Genomic DNA, 24823 nt, shown 5'->3' with positions numbered 1-24823 from the left:
TGCCTAGAGGGTACGGTTGCGCTGAATAATATCCTTAGCTGATAGCGTAAGATAGTCTTCATCCCGTGAAGCAAAAGCCTTCTGTAACTCAGCTTTTTTGATTTCGAATATTTTGCGATCGTAATCGTTTTTATCTTTACGGATAAGGTCTCGTACATATTCACTGTAATTGTCATAATCTCCGTCGCCAGAAACTTTATGCGTCACAAATTTTCCAAGACTGCCGCTAACACGAATGTTGAGATTAAGGGGTTTGTTCATAGTTTTATATGTTAGTGCGATTGAGCAGTCTGTCAAGATATTCAAAGAATATCTTTACCCTTTAAACCCGAGGGCAACGAGGTACATTTCCGGGCTACCATCGCGTGAAGATTTGGGTTTGGCGTGTTTAACCGTTTTGAAATGGGCTTTCAGGCGGTCTAACAGCGCTTTTTCCGCGCCGCCCTGAAACACCTTTGTTACGAAATGTCCGCCGGGTTTAAGGCTCGACATGGCGTAGTCTGCAGCGGCTTCAACCAAGGCTACTGTACGCAAATGATCAGTCTTGCGGTGTCCCGTCGTATTGGCCGCAAGATCAGACATGACCAAATCAGGCGCGCCGCCGAGCATTTTTTCAATCACGGCCGGTGCATCGGGATCCATGAAGTCTTTCTGAACAAAATCCAGCCCGCCTATGGGTTCGACAAATATCAGATCAATACCAATGACTGCGCGCGCGCCGCGCTCCATCGCAATCTGTACCCAGCCGCCGGGCGCAGCGCCCAAATCCACGACAAGGCTGTCCGGCCTGAACAGACGAAATTTATCATCCAGCTCCTGAATTTTAAACGCCGCGCGGCTACGGTAACCTTCGGCTTTCGCTTTGGCGACATAGGGATCGTTAAGCTGGCGTCTTAGCCATAATGTCGAGGAATGCTTGCGCTTGCGGGCGGTTTTGACCTTTTGATCCATTAAGCGCATATGTTGCTCAGATGTATCGGGTTTGGTCACGCGGCCGCGGCGCGGGGGTTCATCCTTTGCCATTGTGATTGCCTTTGTTTTGCCGCTTATTATGCGATGCGATAAGGCCCATTAACATACCTTCGCGCAAACCGCGATCCGCCACGCGCACACGCTGCGCAGGCCACATCTCCAGCAGCACATCCATGATCGCGCATCCGGCGATCAAGAGGCTGGCGCGGTCATAGCCAATACACGGTATATCTGCGCGCTGATTAACTGTCATGGCGGCCATTTTGCGTGAGAGGGCCGTGACATCCGACCCGTCCATCCATAATCCGTCGACTTTGTCGCGTTGGTAATATGGCAGATCCAGATGGATACCGGCGAGGCTTGTAATCGTACCCGACGTGCCGATCAGATGCCCGCGACCTTCCGCAAATGTGTTCGTAAACCGGTTTTCACACCCCGCTTTGGCAATTAAACCGCGCACATGAGCTTTCATCGCTTCATAACGGGCGGTAAGGCCTTCGGGTGTTTCATTGTCACCTGGTATAGCCTCGGACAGGGTTACGACGCCTGCGGGCAATGAGGCCCAGGCACTAATCGGCGGCCTGTGAACGCGGTCCGTGCCCTCACCGGCTCTTATGCGACGAATATCGACCCAAGATAGCTCGCTGGAGCCGCCGCCAATATCAAAAACCATGGCGACATCTTTGGTTTTATCGATCAGTGTCAGACAGCCCATCACAGCAAGGCGCGCTTCGACACGCGGCGAAATCAACTCGAGAGTAATTCCGGTTTCGGATTTCACACGGGCCAGAAATTCGTCACCGTTACGCGCCTGACGACAGGCTTGGGTGGCAATACAGCGCCAGCGGGCCACGTTTTTTGCCTTCATTTTCGACGCGCAAATTTCTATCGCGCCGACGGCTGCGTCCATAGACTTTTCTGATAGCTTTCCGGAAGAGGACAGACCGGCGCCCAGCCTGACGACCCGGCTGAAGCTGTCAATAATACGGTAAGTCTCTCCCGTCTGCTTAGCGATAAGCAAGCGGCAATTATTTGTGCCAAGATCAAGCGCGCCAAAGGTGCTGGCGTAGCCTGACGGGCTGTTGCGCGGTTTGCGCTGCCCTGCCCAACGGCGCGGCGTCGACCCGCTGCTCTCCGTTTTATGTGGACCCTTGGCGGACGTGTGCTCGTCCGACATGGCGTTCCTTCAATGTTTTGTCCGCGTCGCCAAGCAGGCGCTCTTGCGGATCAGTTCCCGCACATCATAAACGAATGCGGGCAGTTTCAAAGGAAATTCGATAGAAGACTCTAATGGATGTCGATATGGTCGGACAGCGCCGCCCAGTCCGGCTCTTCCGCCAGGGCTTCCATGGCATCGTGTTGCGATAAAAACACCTCGCCTGTCAGTTTTTTGAAAAATGTTGAGCGGTGAAGGCGGTCTTTGACATGGCTGTGAAGCTCGGAAAGATGCAATTTGGCACCCGCCATATCGAGACGTTTGTTGATGCTCATCAAGCTGTTTAGCGCGCTGGCGTCAATGCGGTTGACCGCCGGGCACATCAAAACCAAATGCTTCATGTGCGGGCTTTGCTCGACCAGTTCGGCCACGCGGTCTTCAAGAAAACGCGCATTGGCAAAATACAGACTTTCGTCAATGCGCAGGGTTTTGATCCGTTCGCTTGTCTCGACATTATAGCGCGAGGCATCGCGGTAATGCTCTGTCCCCGGAAAGCGTCCGACCAAGACGGCATGGGGCCGCAGCGTCAGGCGGATATGGATTGCCATAGATAATATCACGCCCACTAAAACGCCGATTTCAATTCCAAAGACCAGCACGGACATAAAGGTCGCAAATGCGGTGAGGCCATCTGCTTTGCTATATTGCCAGGTGCGCCATAAATGCCGGAAATCAAATAGCGAGAAACAGGCGACTATGATCAATGCCGCGAGTGTCGCCAGCGGTAAATGATAAAGTAGCGGCGTTAAAAATACAGCTGTTAGGCACATCAGGGCTGCGGTTATCACGCCTGCCATCTGCGTTTTGGCGCCTGCGCTAAAATTTACCGCAGAGCGCGACATGGAGGCATTGACCGGATAGCCGCCCGATATACCGGCGCTGATATTGGCGACGCCAAGCGCGATCATTTCACGGTCCGGTACGATGCGCGACCGTGAACGGGCGGCGAGAGTCTGAGCCGTCGACATCCCGTCCACGAATCCCACAAGACCAATTAGAAAAGCCGCCAAAATAAGATCCCGATACATAGCCCAATTGGTTGACGGGATATCCAACCGCGGCAGGCCGGATGGCACAATACCAACGACAGCGACATTAGACTGCTCTGATAGACCCATTGTGTAAGACAAGGCGACGGTAAAAATGACTGCCACAAAAGGTCCGAAACGCGCCATAAGACGCGCGCCGCGCGGTGGCACGCCCAATTTATAAAACCCGAAAGCGGCGTATCTTCGAACCAAAAGTAAGAAAACGATAGCACCTGCGCCAAGATAAAGAGTCGGTAAATTTGTCTGGATAAGCTCGGGAAGCATAGATCTCAGCAGCTCAAGCGCAGTATTTCCGTTTGAGGAGACGCCGAAAATATGGCGCAGCTGGCTTATCATGATCAATATGGCCGCACCTGTCACATAGGCAGATACGACAGGGCGGCTGACAAAATTCATCACAGCGCCTGATTTAAGCAGGCCAAGACCGAGCATCATAAGTCCCGCCAAAACGGCCAGCATCGCCGCAGCCTCCACCCGCATTCCCTCAGGCACACTTGCAATAGCTGCCGCTGTCATGAGTGAGATCACGGCGGTCGGTCCAACGGACATATGGCGCGACGTACCGAGCATGGCATATACGAGCAGCGGCAATATCGCGGCGTAAATGCCCATTTGTGCAGGCAATCCTGCCAGCAAAGCATAGGCGAGAGACTGCGGCACAAGTAAAACCGTTACGATAATGGCGGCGGCAATATCATCCGGCAAAACGGAAGGGCTGTAATGCATAAGCCAGCTGGGTAAAAATATGATCCGGCGTCCGCTCTTTTTATCTTGGGTTGAATTGGCCATTTTCAGGCCCTAGCTTTGGGCGTGACGCGTTAACATCGGCCGGAATTGCTCAAGCGCAAAACCGGCCGCGCCTGCTGCCGCGATGACGGCGTCGACGCCATCAGTTTTCGCGTTGGAAAAAGCCCATAAAACCGCGCTGCGCATGCCGCCTGCGCAATGGGCCAGAATGGGCTTGGGCAAAGCCCTAAAAGCCTCTGCAGCCTCTTTGACGAGTTGCTCGGATAAAGCCCCGCCTGCCATAGGCACATAGGCGTATTGCAGACCGAAGGCTTCCGCGGCGATTCGCATATCCTCAGATGAGGGCTGACCGAAAACTTCGCCGTTGGGACGGTTGTTGAGAATAGATTTTATACCGGCTTCACTCAATGCAGGGATATCAGCGGGAGAAATTTGTCCCGCCGCATAAACGTCCTCGTTAAGCTTGCGCAGTCCGCCCGTCATCCTGTCATCTCTTTGGCTTTAGTAACAATAGCGTCCGTTGTAATGCCAAAATGCTCAAACAACGCGTCACCCGGCCCGGACGCCCCGAAACTGTTCATTCCGATAAAACCGCCTCGGCGGCCTATCAAAGCATCCCAGCCCTGACGAATACCGGCTTCAATTGCAATTTTCGGAAGCTCTTTGCCCATCACGGAAGTGATATATTTCTCGTCCTGCTCCATGAAGATATCCATGCAAGGCATTGATACAACACGGGCGCTGATCCCATCTTTGGCCAGTCGCTCATGCGCTTCAACGGCTTTGTGCACTTCAGATCCCGACGCCACTAGAACAATTTGATCTTTGCCCGCACCCGCGCGAAGGACATACCCGCCCCGCTCGCACATATTCCTCGATGCATCATCACGGACTGCCGGAAGGCCTTGGCGCGTCAGCGCCATGATAGAGGGTGAATCATCGCGTTGTACGGCAAGTTCCCAGCACTCCGCCGTTTCAAGCGCGTCAGCCGGACGGTAAACATAACAGTTTGGGATGGCCCGAAGGCTGGCCACATGCTCGACGGGTTGATGAGTCGGGCCGTCTTCGCCGACGCCAATACTGTCATGGGTCATAACATAGATGACCCGCACGCCCATCAGAGCGGAGAGGCGGATCGCCGGACGGGCATAATCTGCAAAGACGAGAAATGTGCCTGAATACGGGATAATCCCCCCATGCAGCGAAAGGCCGTTCATCACCGCGCCCATAGCATGTTCGCGAATGCCGTAATTAATGTAACGCCCGCCATATTCGCCGGCCTGTATTTCAATGGCTGTGGCCGGCGTTTTTGTCTTGTTTGAGCCTTCAAGGTCTGCAGAGCCGGAAATCATAGTCGGAATAGCTTCGGTTATAACTTTCAATACGTTGCCGGAGGAAGCTCGCGTTGCGATCTTGGGTGCCGATTTTGCAATGCTGTCTTTATAGGTTTGCAGCGACTCCATCCAATCGGCAGGCAAATTGCCGGACATATCAGCTTCAAATTGATCGGCAGCCTCGTGTCCGGCCAGACGGTCCGCCCACAAACGGCGGGCACGTCCACCTTTGCGTCCCGGACGTTTCCACGCTTTGTAAATATCTTCAGGGACATCAAAGGCGCCATATTCAATACCCAGCTCATTTCGGGTTAACGCAATCTCTTCTTCGCCAAGCGGGGCGCCGTGAGCGCCGGAGGTCCCGGCCTTATTTGGCGAGCCTTTGCCGATGACGGTTTTGCAGGCAATCATGACGGGCTGATCGGATTTTTGCGCGCGGCGTATCGCGCCCGCGACTTTGCGGCTGTCATGGCCATCTACAGAAATGACCTTCCAGCCACAGGCCTCAAAGCGCTTTTTCTGATCCGTGCTGTCAGACAGCTCCACGGCACCGTCAATTGTAATGCTGTTATCATCCCAGAACAGGACAAGTTTACTGAGCTTTAAATGTCCGGCCAGCGCAATCGCTTCCTGACTGATCCCCTCCATCAGGCAGCCATCACCGGCAATGACATAGGTGTGATGATCGACGATGTCGTCGCCATATTTGGCGTTCATATGGCGCTCGGCAAGTGCAAACCCGACAGCATTGGCAATGCCCTGACCTAAAGGCCCTGTCGTTGTCTCAACGCCCGGCGTATGTCCATATTCCGGATGGCCAGCCGTATTGGAGCCAATCTGACGAAAGTTTTTAATCTGCTCCAATGTTACGGCTTTGTAGCCGGTCAGATGCAGCAGGCTGTAAATCAGCATAGATCCGTGACCTGCGGAGAGGATAAACTGGTCACGATCCGCCCAGTCGGGGCGCTTGGGATCGAATTTGAGAAACTTGTCAAAAAGTACGGTCGCGACATCGGCCATGCCCATCGGCATGCCTGGATGGCCGGAATTGGCGGCTTGGACAGCGTCCATAGACAGGGCGCGAATGGCGTTTGCCATCTCTGTATGTGTGATTTTGCTCATGGGGATTTTCCTGACTCATTTGCTCTATCGTCTAAACGATTGTCAGGCGCGCGCAAAAGAGATTGTGTAAAAATGAGGTGTTTTTAGCCCAAACCTTGTGGAAAAGGCGTGTTTTAGCCCCAACCGAAGCTTAGCGCTGCGTGATAGGTGAGCAGCGAGGCCAGATATGCGAGCACGAAGAGATAGGCAAATGTGATCAGCGGCCAACGCCAGCTATTGGTTTCTTTCTTGATAATCGCAAATGTTGACAGGCATTGCGGCGCAAAAACGAACCACGCCAGAAACGCCAAAGCCGTTGCCAGAGACCAGTCCACCGCCAGCAATCCGCCGAGTTTGTCGTCTATTTGCGTTTCTTCCAGGGCGTAAAGCGTACCGAGCGTGCCAACCGCGACTTCGCGCGCGGCCATGGACGGAATAAGCGAGAATACGATTTCAGTGTTAAATCCGATCGGCGTAAAGACAGGCTCCAACACACGGCCAATCATGCCGGCAAATGTCCCCTCAAATCCGCTATCACGGTTCGGATAAGTGCCCAGAAGCCAGACAATGATAGAGGCCGGCAGGATGATGCGCCCTGCCCGATTAACGAAAATCATAGCTCTGTCCCAAAGCCCGCGCAGATAGTCTTTGAAGACGGGGGTTTTATAAGACGGCAGCTCAATCAGCAGAGAGCTTTGTACGCCGCGCGCCAAAATCCGCTTGAATATAAAAGCCATGATCATGGCAAAAATAATGCCGACGATCACAAGGCCAAGTAAGACAAGGCCCTGGAGGTTAAACGGCCCCACATTTGATGCCGGGATAAAGGCTCCGACAATCAGCAGATAAACCGGCCAGCGCGCTGAACATGTCATCAGCGGCGCTATCATAATTGTGGTCAGGCGGTCTTTTTCATTCTCAATCGTACGCGCCGCCATAACGCCGGGAATAGCGCAGGCAAAACTGGACAGAAGCGGGATAAAGGCCCGCCCGTTCAGACCGACCTTGGCCATCAAACTATCAACGAGGAAGGCCGCGCGCGCCATATACCCTGACGCTTCCAAGAGCAGTATGAAGGCAAAAAGAATAACAATTTGGGGCAGGAAAACAATCACGCTGCCGACGCCGGCGATAATGCCGTCAGAAATTAGGGATCGTATCCAGCCCTCCGGCAGGACGCCGCCGACAATGCCGGACAATCCAACAAAGCTGTCCTCAATAGCGGTAATAGCCGGTCCTGACCATGAATAGACGGCCTGAAACATAAAGAACAGAATACCAAAGAGAATGACCACACCCAAAACAGGATGCAGGACGAAACTATCTATACGCTGCGTAAAGGTTTCAGCTTTCTGTATACGGCTCACACATCCGCGCGAAATTGTGCGCGCTTTGGCTTGCAGTTCTTTGAGCGTACCGGGTTCCGGTTCCGGCTTAGCGGCGAAATTAGCGGCGACATCCCCTGTCCATTCCTGAAGGTAATCCAGCAAATGTGCACGACCCGCAGCCCGCACGGCCACGCAGGAGATCACAGGAACGCCGATTTGCGCTTCCAACTGCTGCACGTCGATATCGATTCCGTCGCGCGCGGCCATGTCCATCATATTCAGGACAAGCACGACCGGCAGACCATAATTCTTGGCCTGAAGAACATTATGCAAATGGGTGCTGACATGCGAGGCGTCCATCATAAACATGATAGCATCCGGCGCGCGCTCTCCGGTCAAATTACCGCGCACGGCGTCAATGGCCACGCGCTCGTCCATGCTGTGACCACAATCGCCATAGACGCCGGGCAGATCGAGTAGCTCAATCGGCGCACCGGACGGCAGAGTGAACGCGCCTTTGCGGTATTCTACGGTCACGCCGGGGTAATTGGCCACTTTAGCGCGGCCGCCGGTCAGGGCGTTAAACAGCGAAGTTTTGCCGCAATTCGGCGCGCCGAGCAGCGCCAGCCGAACGGCACGGGTTTTATTGTCTGCTATCATGACATCGGCTTCAGCCATGGATAGGGCTCACAAAAATGCAGGCCGCTTCACGGCGGCGCATCGCAATCAAGGCTCCATTTAACCTGACGGACATGGGATTACGGCCAAAGAGACCAAAATGCAGAGCTTCGACCTCGTCACCTTCGGCAAACCCGATCTCGCGCAGACGCGTCTCGACGCCCGCTTCAACGGATTCAATCGTTGTAATCCGGGCAACAATGTTCTTTTTAAGCGTATCGAGTGTTTGTGCGTCAGGCATGAATGAATATCCGCAATTGAGCACTTTCATTACTGCGAACTGTTCTTAATTGCAACAGGGCTATCGCAGCAATATCCTAGTGAAAGCATGGTATAATCTGGGAAATTCGGCCGTAAATTTGATTGCAGCTCCCTTCGCATTTCATTGCAGGTAATGCCATATTTGCCGTGGACAGCGCGAAAACCCTAACCTATAACGCGCCTCGCTTTGGACGCCAAAGTTATGCCCGAATAGCTCAGTTGGTAGAGCAACGGATTGAAAATCCGTGTGTCCCTGGTTCAAATCCAGGTTCGGGCACCATCCTTCGCTTCTACGAAGCTTTAGATGGCAGGCCATTTTCCACTTAAATCCAATTTCAAGCGTTTACGAAGCCAAAGATGCCACGCTGCAACCTTGGCGAATGCAGGCTCATTTAAGTAAGCACATGCTATAAACAAAGACGTGTTGAGCTTAGGGTAAATATGCCCTCGACAGGGGGCTTCAGATTTTTGCCGGCGGCCGAATAATTTGCGCCTGAGCGATACTGTCAAAATTCAATTCCAGGAAAATGACTTGGACTTTCATTCAGCAAATTTTGCAAATCACGTTCTACCCTCTAAAGCAGGTGCTATTTCCCGGCATAGCTCGTTTCAATTTGTCATTTACAGCGAAATATGACAGCGTCGATTCTTAAAACGACCGTTGGGAACCCTCCCGCCAACACGCACGTATCAAAAGCAACTTTTACCCTTTAGGATCTACTATGACCGACGCCGCTAAAATCATTGAGCAAACGCTTGAAGATACTAAAGAGATCGTAAAAGAGCGCCAGAGTATCGTGACTTATCTGTGTTGGGCTTTGCTGTTGGGCGCGCTCGCATTCGGCATATTCACGCAAAGCTGGAACATGGTGTTTCTAGCAGTAATGGTTTTTATCCTGACGATGCTGCCGTTCTTTTTCCAATCTGTTGTTCACATCAAACTTCCTATTGGGTTTGTCGGAGGCATTGTTTTTTTCATGGTCGGAACAATATTTCTTGGCGAAGCCGGAGACTTTTATGAGCGGTTTTGGTGGTGGGATGCGTTTTTGCACACATTCTCTGCTGTCGGCTTCGGCTTAACAGGGGTGATAATCGTCCTATTCCTCGTGCGAGGAGATCAAATTTCGGCAAGCCCGCCATCCATGCTTGTGTTGATGGCCTTTAGCTTTGCCGTTTCGATAGGCGCGGTCTGGGAAGTTTTTGAATTTGGTATGGATCAGATTTTTGGCACGAATATGCAAAAAAATGGTCTTATGGACACAATGTATGACCTTATAGTCGATATTATTGGCGCCGCAATGGGCGCCATGGCGGGTTATATTTTTCTAAAATCCCGCCGGCGCGGGCGGGGTTTGCTCTCCAATACTATCGAAAAGGTAATTGAAGAAAACCCTGAGCATTTTGAAGAAAAATAGATGATTTTGAGAGCTTCAGTGGTGCGTTAAAATGTTACATTACGCCCCTGCTCTATTGATAGGCTCATACGTGACGTCATGCTCTAACGCAGTTGACTATCCTTACTCCCGCGCCGGTTAAAGCCAATCACGGCGCGGTTACTGTCACGCTCATTCTGGCAGAGGATGCAGGTTTTGACTCCGGGGACAGCAAGCCTGCGGCGTTCAGGGATGTCATCACCACACTCAACACACAGTTTTGCGCTCTCGCCTTTGGGCATTTGTCCTCTTGCAAGTTTCACGGCATCCGACACCGTGTCATCAATCTGATCCTGTAAGGCTCCATCACGTGTCCATCCACCAGCCATAATGCATTCCTCAGTAATAATTTTAAGAGTTTACGATATGGGCGCGAAAATTCTAAAATCAATAGCCTCCCCTTTTTGCCGGAATTAACTGTACGCATAAAAACTAGCGTTTAATGTCGAGCAGTTCGCAAAGAAGGGCATTCAAATCATCCATAGAGGCAGGTTTTTCAACCACATGACAGGTCTTTAAACTCTCAATAGTCGTGCTTCTTGTATCGCCGGATAAAAATATGACAGGCATAGATTGCTCTAAAAGGGTGACGGCTAAAGCTTCGCTGGTCCCGCTTCTTAAGTTAAAATCGAGAACCGCAATATCCGGCCGCGTGTCTTCCAAAGCTTTTGACGCCCTTTCAACGGTCGCGAACGGCCCCATAACGGTCCAGCCCATATCTCTTAATGACATTTCCGCCTCTATGGCGATAATGGCTTCGTCTTCGACCAGTAATACAGTACGGTTTTTGTTCATAATTCAGTCTATTTTACATCAAAGTTTTTTGGAAATACCAAAACTGCTTCAAATCCTTCCGGTTTGTAACTCAACTCTGCGCTGCCTTCCAGAGAATATTCAATCGACTGTTTTATAAGCCGCGACCCGAACCCTGTGCTGGTGGGAGTTGAGACGGGCGGCCCCCCGGCTTCCAGCCAGACAATTCTGACGTCATTGCTGCCTAAATCCGTTGTTTTTATCGTCACAGTCCCGCCATCTTTCGATAGCGCCCCGTATTTGGACGCATTTGTGGCAAGCTCGTGGAGAACCAGACCCAAGCTATGTGCGCTCTCCGCGGACAATGAGACTGTGTCGCCGGATATAGTGAGCTGCGATGTCTCCGAAGCATAGGGCCGCACTTGCTTGTCAATCATCATTGCAACATCCGCTCTGGCCGAAGATGAGTTCATCAATATTTCGTGGGCCGCTGAAATAGCCCGAAGCCGTGCGTTAAATGATGTTTCGAAATTTTCCATATTTTCAGCAGACCGCATGGTTTGCTTGGCAATTGCCTGTATTGTCGCAAGAGAGTTTTTGACGCGGTGATTGAGCTCTCTGACCAAGAGCTCACGATGTTCTTCCGCATTTTTATCGGCCGTAATATCGCCAATTGTTCCAATCAGCCGATCAATGTCACCATGATCATCAAAAATAGGCTCTCCGTTAATAGACACCCATTTTACAAGTCCATCGGCAGCATTTATACGCGTTACAATATACCAAGGGTCTTTGTTGTCTAAAGCATTTTCCATAATTTCTGATATATGGGCCTGCTCCTCGGGAACGACATGGTTCAAAAATGTCTCATGAGACCAATTTTCTATTCCGTTGGGATATCCGAATATATAATCATGTCGCGCAGAGCGTTTTGAAGTTTTTGCGACCGGATCAAGTTCCCATACTCCCAGCTTCGCCGCATTAAGCGCGACATTTAAACGGGCTTCATTTTCCTTTAAACTCATTTCTTGTTGCTTATGCTTTGTGACATCAGAAAAGGACACGGCAAACCCGTCACCCAGTTTGATAGCGGTCACTTCGATCCACAAATTAAGACCGTCCCGGTTATAATAGCTTACAGTCTCGAACGTTTCTCCTGTTTCAACCACATTGACATAGGACGCGAAAAATCCTTCCGCTCGACTTGCCGGAAACTTATCCAGATACCTGGATCCTATCAAATCTTCTAGGGGGTGTTTGGCTATAATTACGCCTGCATCATTTGAATATTGCCAGATGAAATCTTCGATGGAGCCTTCAGAGTTGCGCACCGATTCAAAAACCATAAACCCATCCGGCGAGAGTTGATGAGCCGCTTTCAAACGGGTGTCCAATGTTTCTGCCATATCTGTATACAGGCGCTGCTGCGTCACATCGACAATAACAATCATTATCCGCGATACTAAGTTATCCACGCTCAGTTCAGGTTGATAATAGACTTCTACAAACCGGGGGCCCGACTTTAGCGAACTTAAGTCCAGATTATACTTGAAGGGCTGCCCTGAAAGCGACGACTCTAATTTAGGGGCAACTTGCGCGTAGATCGCGTCCGTCATGAAATCCCGGGGGTGTTTTCCAATTACCTCGTCCGGCGTCATCCCGTATAGCGTTGCATAAGCATCATTTGCATAGGTAAATTTAAAATCCGGTCCCATTTCTGCGACCATAATATGCACGTTTTGACGGGCATGCTCATTCTGTGCTTTTAATTTTGATAACATTTTCAGGGCTCTCTACGACAGCGTCCATCATAATTTCGCTGTGACTCGTCTTGGCAAAACTCTCTAATATATAATCGGGTAAAGGGCTTATTTCAATTGATAATCATCAGGTTCAAGAGGTGATTTCATTCATTCTGCTCATCATTTGACGCCTCGCACATTTGACCCATCGTACGTATTTCAATTTAATAGAAGTAGGAATTTGGACAGACCGCATATCCCCATATCACGGACTTGTTTTTAGGAACACGCGAAACGCTGTGATAGCCATGAATCCATCTTGCGCGCTTCCATAAGTGATTACGTCAAGAAACCCAAAAAGGGAGAGAAAAATGTTAATTAAAGGAATGATTGCGGGCTTTATCGCGACGCTAGTCTTATCGGCTATAATGGTCATGAAATCTATGATGGGCCTTATGCCGGAGCTTGACGTAGCCGCTATGCTGGCCGGTATGCTTGGAGGCAGCATTGCTCTGGGCTGGCTTATGCATTTTGTTATCGGAACAGTAGCTTGGGGCGGGGGTTTCGCCCTAATCTATAAGCTTATCCCCAGCGGCAATAGCATTATTAAGGGTATTGTCTTTGGGCTGGCCGTCTGGCTCATCATGATGGTCGTTATGATGCCTATGGCCGAGAAAGGTCTCTTCGGAATGGATCTCGGTATTATGGCGCCGGTCATGACGATGATGCTGCACATTATATTCGGCGGTGTTTTGGGGGCGGTTTATGCCAAACTCACACCGGATAGCGTTGCCAGTACATAAAGTTATAAGACCGACTTAAAGCTATGTAAAGCCACACATATTTGGTGCAGCCGCCCAATGTTTCAGTATATAATATAGCGGCTGCGCCTTAATCAATCCACGCCTCGCGTCCCCGTGCTATGCTATGTTATGAACCATAAATTCACATGCACGCGCGGCCTGTTAGCCACGATAAACGCCATGCCGGCGGCGTATAAACTCTACCGTCAACGTATCGGGTATTAATTTTAAACTATCTGAAAAGTGTCAAAGCATTCGTTTGATATCACTATAAGCTCCGCGAATATTTAAGGTAATCTCTACAGTTACATCACTTCGATTGCGCCAAAACCAGCCATGGGAGCCGTCAAATTCAGCTGTTAATTCGCCCGCATCAGTGACTTCGGCGCGACCTTTGCGGTAGCTGATGAAAGCTCTGCCCGAACCATCAGCATGGAGGTCGGAGTTGAGATGGCCCTGGTTCGTGACCCATTCATATTGAGCTATCCCGTCTTTTTCCATCGTCAATTTGACCTCGGCAGCTTCGCCCGGCGCTAATGTCACGGTGACAACATCTTGCCAGTTCTGTTTTTGCGCTTCAGTTGGAGCGGGCTGAATAGCTTCCGAAGGCGCAGCGTCCCCTACAGACGCATTTACTGTACCTTCTGCTATCTCTGCGGCCTCTGCAATTTCCGCTTCTTCAGCAAGTTGCTGTTTAATCTGCCCCATTTCGGTGAGGCCCAGCACTTTGCCAACGCCTGTCGGGTCAATCGCATATTCGGCAGGCAGAACGACCGTTACAAGAAGGGCTATGGCAGCCAGAATAGCTATAACAGTTGAACGTATGAGCTTGCGGCTACTTGGCAGCTCAGCACGGGTGGGCATATCTTCATTATACATTGTCTGTAGTCTCCTAAGTTACGGCATAGCCGGTGAGTTGATAGCCAATCAGCAAAAAGCCAGCGGCCAAAATAACGACATTTGCCGTGAAAGCGTGTTTGAAGAAACTGGGCGTTCGCCGCCAAAATCCCATAACAATCAGGATTGCTCCGAGTGCAAGCAGTTGTCCGGCCTCAACACCGACATTGAAGGCGAGCAGGTTCGGCAGCAGCCCGTCCGGCGAAATTTCATAATCAAGTATTTTAGAGGACAGACCAAAGCCATGGAAAAACCCAAAAATCAGCGTCGCGGCCTTGGTATCGGGCTGAACGCCAAACCAGCGCTGATAAGCCCCCATATTGTCGAGGGCTTTGTAAACGATTGATAACCCGATAATTGCGTCTATGAGATAGCTGTTAATCCCGAAATTAAAATAGACACCCGCTAACATTGTCGTGGAATGACCGATAGCAAACAGGCTGACATAAATGCCAATATGCTTCATTTTGTAGAGAAAGAATATGACGCCTAAAAGGAACAGGATGTGATCATAGCCTGTCACCATATGTTTAGCCCCAAGATAGAGAAACGCGATTAAATTGACGCCCGTGATTTCTTGGATATAGCCCTTATCGCCCTCGGCAACGGCATGTGCAAAGGCCTCGCCGGAGATCGTTAAAATCATTGCGAGAAGAAACAGCGTGATGATGAGAAGCCGGGCTGTCACGCCGCGAAAAGCAGGGTTTGGAGAGTTAAGATGCATCTCTCACCTCCCCTACTCTCATGCGGCTTAGGCCCAACTTTGAATTAAGTTTTACCATGATAAATATCCTATTGAAATGTGATGCCGAACCGAGCAGCGATCCAGATCGCGACACAGTAAAGGCTGATTGTGATGAGGCTGGCGACCAGTAGCGAAAACCAGAAATTAACGCCTCGCTCCATCAAAGCCGGCAAGATTAGAAAAAACGGCAGGCTCGGCACCACATACCAAAGCGTTGCGCGGACATGTCCTGCCACCTGCGCAATGTCGCCGCCCGTATCCCGCCAGAGCCAGATAATGGCCAGCAGCGAAATCAAGGGTAGCGATGCAATTAGTCCTCCAAAGCTTGGATAACGCTTCGCAATTATGGAGATGACGGCAATCAAAATTCCCGACGCAGCAGATTTAATGATAAAATACATCATACATATACCTCCGCAGAGTGTGCGGCGATATGCATGACAAAATTCGAATTAGCGTCATAAATGTCGCCGCTAAAGGACATGGTTTGCGCGTGCATAACACTTGCAAATTGGGGTGATGCAAATGCGCACCCTGATAATTTAAGTAACATGGGATTATACCCTCCTGACCAAGAATAATTGGCCGGCTAACCTCTAAGTCAGCCGGTAATACTCAAAATCAGGCGCGGTCAGGGAACGGATCAGGGGGGAGCTTATGGGTCGGATAAGAGGTCTGAGCGTAAGGCGAGTCCAGGCTCCGAGTCGTAACTGTTACAGATATGGATAATGCGGCCACATCAAGCACTGTAAAGTGAAGCTCGGCACCATGTTCAGATGTGTCATGAGAATTATCATGATGATCCGATATGTCCACACTTTGAAGGCTGTCATGATCTTCATCGTCTTGTAGGTGTTGATGATGATCTGCAGACAGCACATCCCCAACAAATGGTTGTATATGCGCCGTCATATGGGCTGCCGTTATCAGCCCTCCAGACACCAAAAACATGATACAAAACAAAGATGTCAATAAGTGACGCATTACATCTTTCGTATGGTGAGGACGGTAATAAGTAAACAGGAAATCGACGGCAATTATTCTATTAACAAGTGAGTTTAAAAGCTTGCACGGCCCTAATTCGCTAAAGTTTATAGTCACACTGGATATCAATCAATCCACGCCTGTCCGTTTACCCTTATGATGCAATTATGAGTAAGGATTTGATATGCACGCGCGGTCTGGTGGCCACGATACATGCGATGCTCACGGCGCTGGGCGCTCTGCCGATGGGGCGCGAGCTGTTTAAGCTGAGCGATGATCTGCGCCGCGCGGCGCGCAAGCTCTCGCGCCTTGAGCGCCTCAATGCTGTGATCCGGCGCAAGGCGCAGATTTTGGCCTCACCGCAGTGGCGCGGGCGGGTCATGTGCCGTCTCGGCGGCGAGAGAACGCTGTCCGCATGGGAGCGGCGCAAAGCGTCCGAGGCGGCGCGTATCGGGGCGTCCCACCGTAAGCCTAAGCCGCTATGGTGGATAGAGCAGCATCAGGCCAAATTGCGGGCAAAGGCCCTGCGCACAGCCGGATGGGCGCGGCCCTGTGATGAACATCCGCTGATCTATGCCGGAACCCCGGACTATGCGCTGGAGCCGATTAAGCGCGGGCCGAGCGTGCTGCGCGGATGCAGCCTCGCGCGGCGGGAGGCGCGGCCCCCGCACAGGCTAGATGCGCTGCCGACGATTTATTTTATTCCCTCTGAATTGAGAGGCGGCGGGGACGTTGTCGCGCCTGCGCCCACGACCCCTCAATACGCGGCGCCTTCGCCGCGCACGCGCGCCCCGTTAAAAGCTAGGCCTGCCGCCCAAGCCGTCCCTCAGGATTGGCGCTCGGGATGGGAAGACATCTCACGCCAAACGGCAATTGATGAGATATTTGGCGGGGAGAAACGCGCAAGGGCATCGCCTTAACCGTTGAAATTCTATTCGGGGTTATGCAGCACAGTCTGCCGGCAATTCCGTGCGCTTAGTTTTAATATCTCCATGACCGCAAATTCATTTCACATACATATATTATATGGTTTAATTGGACCATGATCCGCCGCGCTACCCACTCACTCCCGCTTGTCTTCATTTTGGCATTGATTGCGGGCATTACGCCTTCAGTTCAAGGCGATACCGGCGAGCAGGCCGCGCAGCCGCATTGCGCTATCCTGCTTCACGGGCTGATCCGCACGCCGCGCTCCATGTCCAAACTTGAGCGCGCTTTGGATGAAGACGGCTATCAGGTGGTCAATTTGGGTTATCCGTCCCGGGAGGCCCCCATTGAAGAGCTCGCCCTCATCGCCATCCCTCCCGCGCTGAACAGATGCGAAAGCGGATCGCGCATTCACTTCGTGACCCATTCGCTAGGCGGAATATTACTGCGGCAATATTTGACGGAAGCTGAGATCCTTAATTTGGGCCGAAGTGTTATGCTCGCCCCGCCAAACCAAGGCAGCCATATTCCCGATGAAATGGGAGACTGGATCGGCTTTGACTTATTCAACGGTCCTGCGGGAGCACAGCTCGGTACGGGTGAGGACAGCCTGCCCGCCCATTTGCCGCCTGTGACATTCGAGCTGGGCGTAATAGCGGGTGATAAATCGATAAACCCGCTGCTCTCCGACCGAATCCCCGGCGAAGATGATGGCAAAGTCGCCGTCGATTACACCAAAGTCGAAGGGATGAGCGGGCATATCACCCTACCCGTCAGCCACACCTATATGATGAATAATGACGAGGTGATCACGCAGACGCTGTATTACCTACGCAATGGCGTTTTTCTTGATGACAGCCTGCCGCCGGATGTCGTCTTCACGACGGGAGATTAGGTTGGCCAAAGTGGATAAGCTAATCCTCAGCCCGTCAAAGTAACTATATACCATGGTTTGGAACTATCCACACTGTATATTAACGTCATATTATTGAATTACTTACAGATATTAGGTGTTTAATTAAAGCTGTTCATGAGGTCACTCTATTGTACGGACTAATTCATAAAGCTGCGCGAAGTGCTGTGATCAACATCTCAGACAAGAACTCCTGGGACGACATTCTATCTGATGCCGGTCAATCTGAAGTCGTTTTAAGTGCAGATTATTATGATGACGAAGTCACGATGCGCCTTGTTGATGCTGTCGCAACAAAGTTTGGAAAAAGCCGCGATGAAGTGCTCAAAATCGTCGGTGAACATTGGGTGGAATTCACGGTCAGTGAAGGATATAATTCCATTTTCACACATGCAGGGGATACGCTTGAGAAATTCCTGATCAACCTGGATCGCATGCACAATAGCCTAACGGTAACATTACCCAATGCCGTCATGCCGTCTTTTCAACTCATCAAATCGACGAATGAAGGTTTTGAACTCATCTATCGGTCACAGCGTACGGGCTTTGCAACATTTGTAGAAGGCATTCTCATGGGCTTATGCGAGTATTATAATACGCCCATGCATATTATTTTTGAAGATGACAAAGATGGCATTCGATTTAGTCTAAAACACCGGCAAAGCCTAACTTCAATTTCTGAAAACAGTACAGACGGCAAATATAAGCTAAGTGGGGATTTCGTATTAAAAGGTTCGATATTGAACCCCCCTATGACAATGTCTAAAACAGCTTAAAATGACGGTTCAACTCTCCAATGATGAACTCGGCGTGCTTGTCCCCGCATTTTTACAATGTGACAAGCAGGGCCGAATTATCGGGTTTGGGCCGTCTCTGCTCAGCCATATTGGTCACGCTGCGATTGGCCGGCCCATATCTGAATTTTTTAGTGTTCAACTCGATGATCGCCTTAAGAACCGTGAGCTGACAAAGCAGATGCGTAGCGTAAAAGTCAAAGGCAAAGGAAAAGCTCTAGGATTGGAACTGCGCGGCCCTGTAATCTACCGGGAAAGCCGTCTTATCATGTATCTGGGTCACGTTCCGGTGAGGCCCAAGGACATAGACCGCGTAAAACTCGGGTTTGAAGATTTCCCCCCGACAGATAGTTCGATGGATTTCTTGTTTGCGACAAAACTATATCAAGGCCTGTTAAACGAAGCCCGGACTATGGCCACAGATTTAAGAAAAGAAAAGTTCGCGGCCGAAGCGGCTAACCATTCGAAAACACGATTCTTGGCCACAATGAGTCATGAACTCAGAACGCCTCTAAACGGGATTTTGGGTATGGCGGAGGTTATCGGCGCGGACGGGTTAAGCGTGCGTCAAAAAGAGATGATTAATATCATTAAAGTCTCCGGGGAAACGCTCCTCACAGTCCTTAACGATGTTCTTGATATGTCAAAAATTGAAGACGGGCATATTTTAATCGCGCCAGAAGAAAGCGACTTTAGAATGACCTTGGAACGTATCACCAAGTTGCACAGAGCCACTGCTGAAAAGAAAAACCTTACTTACTCAACAACAATTCAACCCGATTTTCCGTCTTTACTGCAAATCGACGCCCAACGCGCCGGACAATGTATTAGCAACCTCATTTCAAATGCGGTAAAATTTACACATAAAGGTTTTGTTAGAACTCATGTGTCGAGTGTCGAAACACCGCAAAATCACATCATTACGGTGAGCGTGAGTGATAGCGGGATTGGTCTCAATACCGAAGCGACAGAAGCACTCTTTGAACCCTTCACCCAAGCTGATAATAGTACAACGCGCGAATATGGCGGCACAGGATTGGGGTTATCCATATCGCGCAGAATTATGCGTTTAATGGATGGCGACATAACGGTTGAAAGCGAACAGGGAAAAGGGTCCACATTCCAGGCCCGGTTTTCTGCCGGAAAAGTCTTATCACATTCCGATACAGCAATAGACAGCGCAACAGCCCGGGTAGCATAAGCTATAACCCTGAAACCTAAATCAACCCTGCCAATGGACTGCTCGGATCAGCGTATTTTTTCTTGGGCATACGCCCCGCAAGATAGGCTTTGCGCCCTGCGATGACAGCGTGTTTCATGGCCTCAGCCATCAAAATAGGGTGCTTCGCCCCAGCAATGGCCGTATTAGCAATAATGCCGTCACAGCCTAGTTCCATAGCGATCGTAGCATCTGACGGCGTCCCTATACCGGCATCGACAAATACAGGAACTGAGGATTGTTCAATAATAAGCCTGATGTTCACCGGATTAAGAATACCCAATCCCGATCCAATCGGCGCGGCCAAAGGCATGATGGCGCAGCAGCCAATATCTTCGAGCTTTTTGGCAAAAACGGGATCATCCGTGCAATAGACCATGACGTCAAAACCGTCTGCGATCAGCAGCTTTGCCGCGCGCAAAGTCTCTTCCATATCCGGATAAAGGTGACGTGGATCAGAGAGCACTTCGAGTTTGACCAAATTCCATCCGCCGGCTTCGCGCGCCAAACGCAATGTCCGCACGGCGTCTTCGCCAGTAAAACATCCTGCCGTATTAGGCAGATAGGTTACCGTCTTAGGATTAAGATAATCAACCAACATTGGCTCTTTCGGGTTAGACAGATTAACCCGGCGTAGCGCGACTGTAACGATTTCGGCTCCGCTAGCCTCAAGTGCAGCGGCGTTCTCGGCATAGTCTTTAAATTTTCCGGTGCCGATAATAAGGCGGGAGCCAAATGAGTGTCCGGCAATTTTCAGTGCAGTATCGCGCATTATCCGCCTCCGATAAAATGTATGATTTCAAGCTGGTCACCCTCGGCCAATGTCGCCGTATCAAATGTGGATTTAGGGACGATTTTCAAATTTCTTTCGACGGCGATTTTTTTTACGGGAAGCTGCAAGTGGGTTAGTAATGCTGACACGCTCAACGCGTCCGGCAAATCATCGACCCATTCTCCGTTTATTTTCAGCTTCATGCGTTTATTCATCCTCGTCTTGTCATATGGGGGCATAGTAGCGTAGACAATTCAGTTCAAGATAAACCCCGCCGGGACATATGACAAAACCAATTTACATCATTAACGGGCCGAATTTAAACCTGCTTGGGCAGCGCGAGCCGGACATTTACGGATCTCAGACACTTACCGACATACAGGCTCTATGCCGCGATGCTGCCGGAAAACGTGACATCGTCTTTTCTCAACATAACAGCGAAGGCGCGATGATTGACCAGATCCACGAAGCGCGAACCTATGGCAGCGCGCTTTTGATCAATCCTGCCGCATATACCCATACATCTGTAGCGCTGCTGGATGCCATCAAAACGCTGGATATTCCCGTCATTGAAATTCATTTGTCCAACCCTGCTGCGCGCGAAACATTTCGCACTCTGTCTTATGTCGCTATGGGCGCAACGGGCACGGTCAGCGGTTTTGGCGCGCAAAGTTACCTTTTGGGGCTACAAGCTGCGATAAACTTGTTATAGACGCGCGAATAAAAGATTCTGGCCGCCCGCGGTCGCAATAAAGAGCAATCACATGGCCCGGACCCCGTCTAAATCTTCTCCCAAAAAACCGCCTCAAACGTCCACCGCAGAGACTAAGCTGGTTCGTGAACTGGCCAAAATTCTTAATGAGACGGATTTGTCCGAAATTGAGATGGAAAAAGGGACACTGAAGATCCGCGTCGCCCGCGGCGGCGCGGCCGTGATGATGAGCGCTCCCGCCTCTGCTCCGATGCAAACGCCCGCGCCGTCAGCTGCGCCTGCCGCAGCTACGCCTCCAATTGCATCTAAGCCCGAGGCTCATACGGACGCGCAAAAATCTCCTATGGTCGGCACAGCCTATGTCCGCCCAAGCCCGGAAGCTGACAGCTTTGTCTCCGTCGGCGACACGGTTAAAGAGGGCGATACCATTATGCTGATTGAGGCGATGAAGACTTTCAATCCCATTGGCGCAGAAAAGTCGGGCACAATACTCGACATTTTAGTCGAGGACGCACAGCCCGTTGAATTCGGCGAACCCTTATTTGTGATCGGCTAATGCCCAAGCTTACCAAAGTTCTGATCGCTAATCGCGGTGAAATCGCGCTGCGCGTCCACCGCGCCTGCAAGGAAATGGGGCTGCAAACGGTAGCCGTACACTCCGAAGCTGACCGCGACGCTATGCATGTCCGGCTTGCCGACGAAAGCGTATGTATCGGGCCCGCTCCTGTTGGGAAAAGTTATTTAAACATACCCGCCATTATCAGCGCCTGCGAGATCACGCATGCCGATGCTGTACACCCCGGATATGGTTTCCTTTCTGAAAATGCGAAATTCGCCGAAATCGTCGAAGCACATGGTATGGTCTTTATCGGTCCGACGGCGGATCATATCCGCCTGATGGGGGACAAGATTGCCGCCAAAAAAGCGGTTATGGAGGCTGGAATTCCGGTTGTTCCCGGCTCTGAAGGCGGCGTTGACACGCTCGAAGACGCGCACCGCGTGGCCAAAGATGTGGGCTTTCCGCTCCTCGTTAAGGCGGCGGCGGGCGGCGGCGGGCGCGGCATGCGTCTGGCGAAAACAGCTGATGATCTCGACGAAGCTTTATCCGGCGCGCGTCAGGAAGCCTTAGCAGCTTTCGGTGACGGCTCCGTATATCTGGAGCGTTACCTTACGCTTCCGCGTCATATTGAAGTTCAAATCATGGCCGACACACATGGCAATGTCGTTCATTTGGGTGAGCGCGATTGCAGCCTGCAACGGCGGCACCAAAAAATTCTTGAAGAAGCCCCCTCGCCCGCGCTTACCCCAAAACAGCGTACGGAAATCGGCGACGTTGTCGCCAAAGCCGTGGCAAAGATCGGCTATCGCGGTGCGGGGACGATTGAGTTTCTGTATGAGAACGGCGAATTCTTCTTCATTGAGATGAATACGCGTCTTCAGGTCGAGCATCCTGTCACCGAAGAAATCACTGATATTGATTTGGTGCGCGAACAAATCCGCGTTGCCGCAGGGTTGGAATTATCATTTAAACAGGAAGACATCGTTTTTCACGGTCACGCTATTGAATGCCGCATTAATGCTGAACATCCGCGCACCTTTGCCCCCTCGCCCGGTACAATTACAGATTTTCACGCTCCGGGCGGTCTCAATGTCCGTCTCGATAGCGCGCTCTATGCTGGCTATAAAATTCCGCCTTATTATGACAGCCTCATCGGCAAGTTAATCGTCCATGGCAAAACCCGTGAAGGCGCGATTTTGCGTCTAAAGCGGGCTTTAGGCGAGATGGTTGTCGGCGGCATCAATACCACGATCCCACTGTTCGAAGACTTGCTGAACCAGCCCGATATTGTGTCCGGTGATTATAATATCCACTGGCTTGAAAACTGGCTGAAGGAGCAAGAGGAAAAATAGCCTTTAAGAGCTTTGGACCTTATTTATATCAGAGGCATTCTATAGCCGTCATAACAGTACATATTAGCGATACTGACAATCGCGCGCTTTATGATATGGTCAGCACATGTCAACTTTGTTCGGTTCATCACAGCTTTTAGAGTGCTACCGCCGCGGCGTTTTTCCTATGGCTGACAGCCAAGATGATCCTCATATCTACCTTTTGGATCCGGACGAGCGGGGTATCATTCCGCTGGACGGGCTTAAAATATCCCGGTCACTGGCCAAACGTTTGCGCAAAAATGAGTTTACCATCCGATTCAACGCTGACTTTGACGGTACATTGGCCGATTGCGCCAAGCCCTCTATCGGGCGGGAAAATACATGGATAAACGCGCCCATTGCGAGACTATATTCGGATTTACACCGACAGGGTCACGCCCACAGCGTCGAGGCTTACCTTGATGATGAGCGTGTCGGCGGTCTATACGGCGTCAGTATTGGCGGCGCGTTTTTCGGTGAATCCATGTTTTCACTGAGAACGGATGCCAGTAAAGTTGCGCTTGTGGCTTTGGTCGAGCGTTTAAATGCGCGCGGTTTTACTTTGCTGGACACACAGTTCATCACCGATCATTTGCGAACATTGGGCGGGATAGAAGTCTCGCGGGCTGATTATCAGGCAATGTTACAAGACGCGATTACAATACAGGCGCGGTTTGACTAACGGAGTTCATCTTCATTAGGCGGCGCATCGCAATCAATAACCCAGACATCGTATACAGGATGCTCAAGCGCGTTAAGGGCAGGACTTGACCCGAACATCCAACCTGAAAATACCGTCTCCGGTTCCCCGGCTTTACCTTTGCCGTCCAGCCGCTTATCTTTAATTTGCAAGAATACATAGGTTTCGGGCGTTTCTTCGGGAGGACGTTTTTCGCAATGCGGAACGGAGACCACCAAAGAGCCAAAGTTAAGATTCTCGCCAATTTTTACGTCGAAATCCTGCGTATTTGCCGTAACCTTGTCCAGAGTCCGCAGCTTTGCTGACACGCCCATCAGATTTTCGGCCTGGGCTGTAAAGGTCAGCCCCAAAGCCGCAAGACAACATATCGCTCTAAGCATCGGGTTTCCACGCTTCATAATCACCGAGAACGCGGTCGCGCTTGCCGCCCCGATCTAAACTGCCTTTGGGTTTATAGGCGTGAACTGTTCCGGTCATATTGGGCCGGTGTTGTTTTTCCCACGCATAATGAGCCGTCGGCGCTACGGTGGGCGGCGCGTCGAACATGTGGTGGAGCCAGCCATGCCATTCGGACGGAACCCGCGAGGCGTCGGCATAGCCCTTATAGGTGACCCAGCGCCGTTTGCGGCCGTCATAGCCAGATCCTTTTTCCTCAAAATAGGTGTTGCCATAATCATCACTGCCGATCTTAGTGCCTTTACGGGCAATCTGCAGCAGGGTCCCCAGCGTCGCGCCATCCCACCAGGCAAATAGTCGTTTGAAAAATTTGGCCATAACTGTGTCTCAGACTCAATAAAGGTTATTATATGGC

At 50.9% G+C, this 24823-nt stretch carries 29 protein-coding genes and 1 tRNA gene; 11 read left to right on the top strand and 19 right to left on the bottom strand.

All coding sequences use genetic code 11. The features are described 5' to 3' along the window. Positions 1-3: 3 nt before the first annotated feature. The 8 genes from H142_RS0102370 to H142_RS14015 all read right to left on the bottom strand — a co-directional run bounded on the left by H142_RS0102370 (position 4) and on the right by H142_RS14015 (position 8666). Positions 4-261 carry a ribbon-helix-helix domain-containing protein gene (locus tag H142_RS0102370; protein ID WP_017930492.1) on the bottom strand — a complete coding sequence of 86 codons (258 nt, stop codon included), beginning with the start codon at positions 259-261 and terminating at the stop codon, positions 4-6. 54 nt (positions 262-315) lie between these two features. Continuing rightward, complete coding sequence (locus H142_RS0102365; RefSeq protein ID WP_017930491.1) at positions 316-1023, bottom strand: RlmE family RNA methyltransferase; 708 nt, start codon at positions 1021-1023, stop codon at positions 316-318. Next, positions 1010-2149 carry a Ppx/GppA phosphatase family protein gene (locus H142_RS14025; RefSeq protein WP_017930490.1) on the bottom strand — a complete coding sequence of 380 codons (1140 nt, stop codon included), beginning with the start codon at positions 2147-2149 and terminating at the stop codon, positions 1010-1012. The genes H142_RS0102365 and H142_RS14025 overlap by 14 nt, the downstream gene beginning before the upstream one ends. Positions 2150-2259: 110 nt before the next feature. Beyond that, entirely contained in the window at positions 2260-4026 is a 1767-nt protein-coding gene (locus H142_RS14020) for a SulP family inorganic anion transporter (RefSeq protein ID WP_017930489.1), read from the bottom strand. 9 nt (positions 4027-4035) lie between these two features. Then, positions 4036-4467 carry a TIGR01244 family sulfur transferase gene (locus tag H142_RS0102350; RefSeq protein WP_017930488.1) on the bottom strand — a complete coding sequence of 144 codons (432 nt, stop codon included), beginning with the start codon at positions 4465-4467 and terminating at the stop codon, positions 4036-4038. Continuing rightward, positions 4464-6440 (bottom strand): transketolase, encoded by a 1977-nt coding sequence (gene tkt, locus H142_RS0102345; RefSeq protein WP_017930487.1) that lies wholly within the window; start codon positions 6438-6440, stop codon positions 4464-4466. The genes H142_RS0102350 and tkt overlap by 4 nt, the downstream gene beginning before the upstream one ends. A 113-nt stretch (positions 6441-6553) precedes the next feature. Continuing rightward, positions 6554-8425, bottom strand: coding sequence for a ferrous iron transporter B (gene feoB, locus H142_RS0102340; protein ID WP_017930486.1), 1872 nt, complete (start codon positions 8423-8425; stop codon positions 6554-6556). Continuing rightward, entirely contained in the window at positions 8418-8666 is a 249-nt protein-coding gene (locus H142_RS14015) for a FeoA family protein (protein ID WP_169331789.1), read from the bottom strand. Before H142_RS14015 ends, feoB begins: the two co-directional genes overlap by 8 nt. A gap of 224 nt (positions 8667-8890) precedes the next feature. Between H142_RS14015 and H142_RS0102330 the strand changes: the two genes are divergently transcribed. After that, positions 8891-8966 (top strand) — tRNA-Phe (locus H142_RS0102330). Positions 8967-9408: 442 nt separating this feature from the next. Beyond that, positions 9409-10101 carry a hypothetical protein gene (locus H142_RS0102320; protein ID WP_017930484.1) on the top strand — a complete coding sequence of 231 codons (693 nt, stop codon included), beginning with the start codon at positions 9409-9411 and terminating at the stop codon, positions 10099-10101. A gap of 83 nt (positions 10102-10184) precedes the next feature. On the opposite strand, the gene H142_RS0102315 is transcribed toward H142_RS0102320, so the two are convergent. From H142_RS0102315 to H142_RS16045, 3 genes are all read right to left on the bottom strand, one after another. Beyond that, a complete protein-coding gene (locus tag H142_RS0102315) occupies positions 10185-10448 on the bottom strand; it encodes a DksA/TraR family C4-type zinc finger protein (protein ID WP_017930483.1) in 264 nt (87 codons plus the stop codon). Positions 10449-10551: 103 nt separating this feature from the next. Next, on the bottom strand, positions 10552-10914 hold the full coding sequence (locus H142_RS14010; protein WP_017930482.1) for a response regulator: 363 nt from the start codon (positions 10912-10914) through the stop codon (positions 10552-10554). Positions 10915-10922: 8 nt separating this feature from the next. Further along, complete coding sequence (locus tag H142_RS16045; protein WP_017930481.1) at positions 10923-12653, bottom strand: PAS domain-containing protein; 1731 nt, start codon at positions 12651-12653, stop codon at positions 10923-10925. A gap of 332 nt (positions 12654-12985) precedes the next feature. On the opposite strand from H142_RS16045, the gene H142_RS0102300 reads away from it, so the two are divergent. Then, the gene (locus tag H142_RS0102300; RefSeq protein ID WP_017930480.1) at positions 12986-13417 is read left to right on the top strand and encodes a DUF6789 family protein; all 432 of its coding nucleotides are present in this window, start codon (positions 12986-12988) and stop codon (positions 13415-13417) included. A 246-nt stretch (positions 13418-13663) separates the two neighbouring features. Here the strand turns inward: H142_RS0102300 and H142_RS0102295 are convergent, their stop codons facing one another. The 4 genes from H142_RS0102295 to H142_RS16755 form a co-directional block, all read right to left on the bottom strand. Next, positions 13664-14296 carry a hypothetical protein gene (locus H142_RS0102295; protein WP_017930479.1) on the bottom strand — a complete coding sequence of 211 codons (633 nt, stop codon included), beginning with the start codon at positions 14294-14296 and terminating at the stop codon, positions 13664-13666. A 13-nt stretch (positions 14297-14309) separates the two neighbouring features. After that, on the bottom strand, positions 14310-14960 hold the full coding sequence (locus H142_RS0102290) for a HupE/UreJ family protein (RefSeq protein ID WP_407689918.1): 651 nt from the start codon (positions 14958-14960) through the stop codon (positions 14310-14312). A gap of 146 nt (positions 14961-15106) precedes the next feature. Then, a complete protein-coding gene (locus H142_RS0102285; RefSeq protein WP_026147721.1) occupies positions 15107-15463 on the bottom strand; it encodes a DUF3147 family protein in 357 nt (118 codons plus the stop codon). Positions 15464-15680: 217 nt separating this feature from the next. Next, positions 15681-15971, bottom strand: a complete 291-nt coding sequence (locus H142_RS16755) for a hypothetical protein (protein WP_156811856.1) — start codon at positions 15969-15971, stop codon at positions 15681-15683. A 239-nt stretch (positions 15972-16210) separates the two neighbouring features. Between H142_RS16755 and H142_RS0102270 the strand changes: the two genes are divergently transcribed. From H142_RS0102270 to H142_RS14000, 4 genes are all read left to right on the top strand, one after another. Continuing rightward, on the top strand, positions 16211-16963 hold the full coding sequence (locus tag H142_RS0102270; protein WP_017930474.1) for a hypothetical protein: 753 nt from the start codon (positions 16211-16213) through the stop codon (positions 16961-16963). 122 nt (positions 16964-17085) lie between these two features. Further along, the gene (locus H142_RS0102265) at positions 17086-17865 is read left to right on the top strand and encodes an esterase/lipase family protein (protein ID WP_017930473.1); all 780 of its coding nucleotides are present in this window, start codon (positions 17086-17088) and stop codon (positions 17863-17865) included. A 149-nt stretch (positions 17866-18014) separates the two neighbouring features. After that, positions 18015-18659 (top strand): heme NO-binding domain-containing protein, encoded by a 645-nt coding sequence (locus H142_RS0102260; protein WP_169331788.1) that lies wholly within the window; start codon positions 18015-18017, stop codon positions 18657-18659. A gap of 1 nt (position 18660) precedes the next feature. Beyond that, a complete protein-coding gene (locus tag H142_RS14000) occupies positions 18661-19878 on the top strand; it encodes a sensor histidine kinase (protein ID WP_017930471.1) in 1218 nt (405 codons plus the stop codon). Positions 19879-19894: 16 nt separating this feature from the next. On the opposite strand, the gene H142_RS0102250 is transcribed toward H142_RS14000, so the two are convergent. Together H142_RS0102250 and thiS are read right to left on the bottom strand one after the other, a co-directional pair. Continuing rightward, complete coding sequence (locus tag H142_RS0102250; protein ID WP_017930470.1) at positions 19895-20668, bottom strand: thiazole synthase; 774 nt, start codon at positions 20666-20668, stop codon at positions 19895-19897. Further along, entirely contained in the window at positions 20668-20871 is a 204-nt protein-coding gene (gene thiS, locus H142_RS0102245; protein WP_026147720.1) for a sulfur carrier protein ThiS, read from the bottom strand. Before thiS ends, H142_RS0102250 begins: the two co-directional genes overlap by 1 nt. Positions 20872-20951: 80 nt before the next feature. Here thiS and H142_RS0102240 point away from each other — a divergent pair, with 80 nt between their 5' ends. The 4 genes from H142_RS0102240 to aat all read left to right on the top strand — a co-directional run bounded on the left by H142_RS0102240 (position 20952) and on the right by aat (position 23994). Further along, entirely contained in the window at positions 20952-21380 is a 429-nt protein-coding gene (locus tag H142_RS0102240; protein ID WP_017930468.1) for a type II 3-dehydroquinate dehydratase, read from the top strand. A 52-nt stretch (positions 21381-21432) separates the two neighbouring features. Next, a complete protein-coding gene (gene accB / locus H142_RS0102235) occupies positions 21433-21936 on the top strand; it encodes an acetyl-CoA carboxylase biotin carboxyl carrier protein (protein WP_017930467.1) in 504 nt (167 codons plus the stop codon). Beyond that, positions 21936-23291 carry an acetyl-CoA carboxylase biotin carboxylase subunit gene (gene accC, locus H142_RS0102230; RefSeq protein ID WP_017930466.1) on the top strand — a complete coding sequence of 452 codons (1356 nt, stop codon included), beginning with the start codon at positions 21936-21938 and terminating at the stop codon, positions 23289-23291. Before accB ends, accC begins: the two co-directional genes overlap by 1 nt. Before the next feature lie 106 nt (positions 23292-23397). Next, positions 23398-23994, top strand: a complete 597-nt coding sequence (aat, locus tag H142_RS0102225) for a leucyl/phenylalanyl-tRNA--protein transferase (RefSeq protein WP_017930465.1) — start codon at positions 23398-23400, stop codon at positions 23992-23994. Here the strand turns inward: aat and H142_RS13995 are convergent. Further along, positions 23991-24392, bottom strand: coding sequence for a DUF2155 domain-containing protein (locus H142_RS13995; protein ID WP_017930464.1), 402 nt, complete (start codon positions 24390-24392; stop codon positions 23991-23993). The two genes, aat and H142_RS13995, sit on opposite strands and share 4 nt — an antisense overlap. Next, the gene (locus H142_RS0102215) at positions 24385-24786 is read right to left on the bottom strand and encodes an NADH:ubiquinone oxidoreductase subunit NDUFA12 (RefSeq protein WP_017930463.1); all 402 of its coding nucleotides are present in this window, start codon (positions 24784-24786) and stop codon (positions 24385-24387) included. The genes H142_RS13995 and H142_RS0102215 overlap by 8 nt, the downstream gene beginning before the upstream one ends. Between the last annotated feature and the right edge of the window lie 37 nt (positions 24787-24823).

The organism is Robiginitomaculum antarcticum DSM 21748 (assembly GCF_000365025.1).
Classification (GTDB): domain Bacteria; phylum Pseudomonadota; class Alphaproteobacteria; order Caulobacterales; family Maricaulaceae; genus Robiginitomaculum; species Robiginitomaculum antarcticum.
Note: the sequence above shows the minus strand (reverse complement) of the source record. Positions and strands in the feature narration are given on the sequence as shown.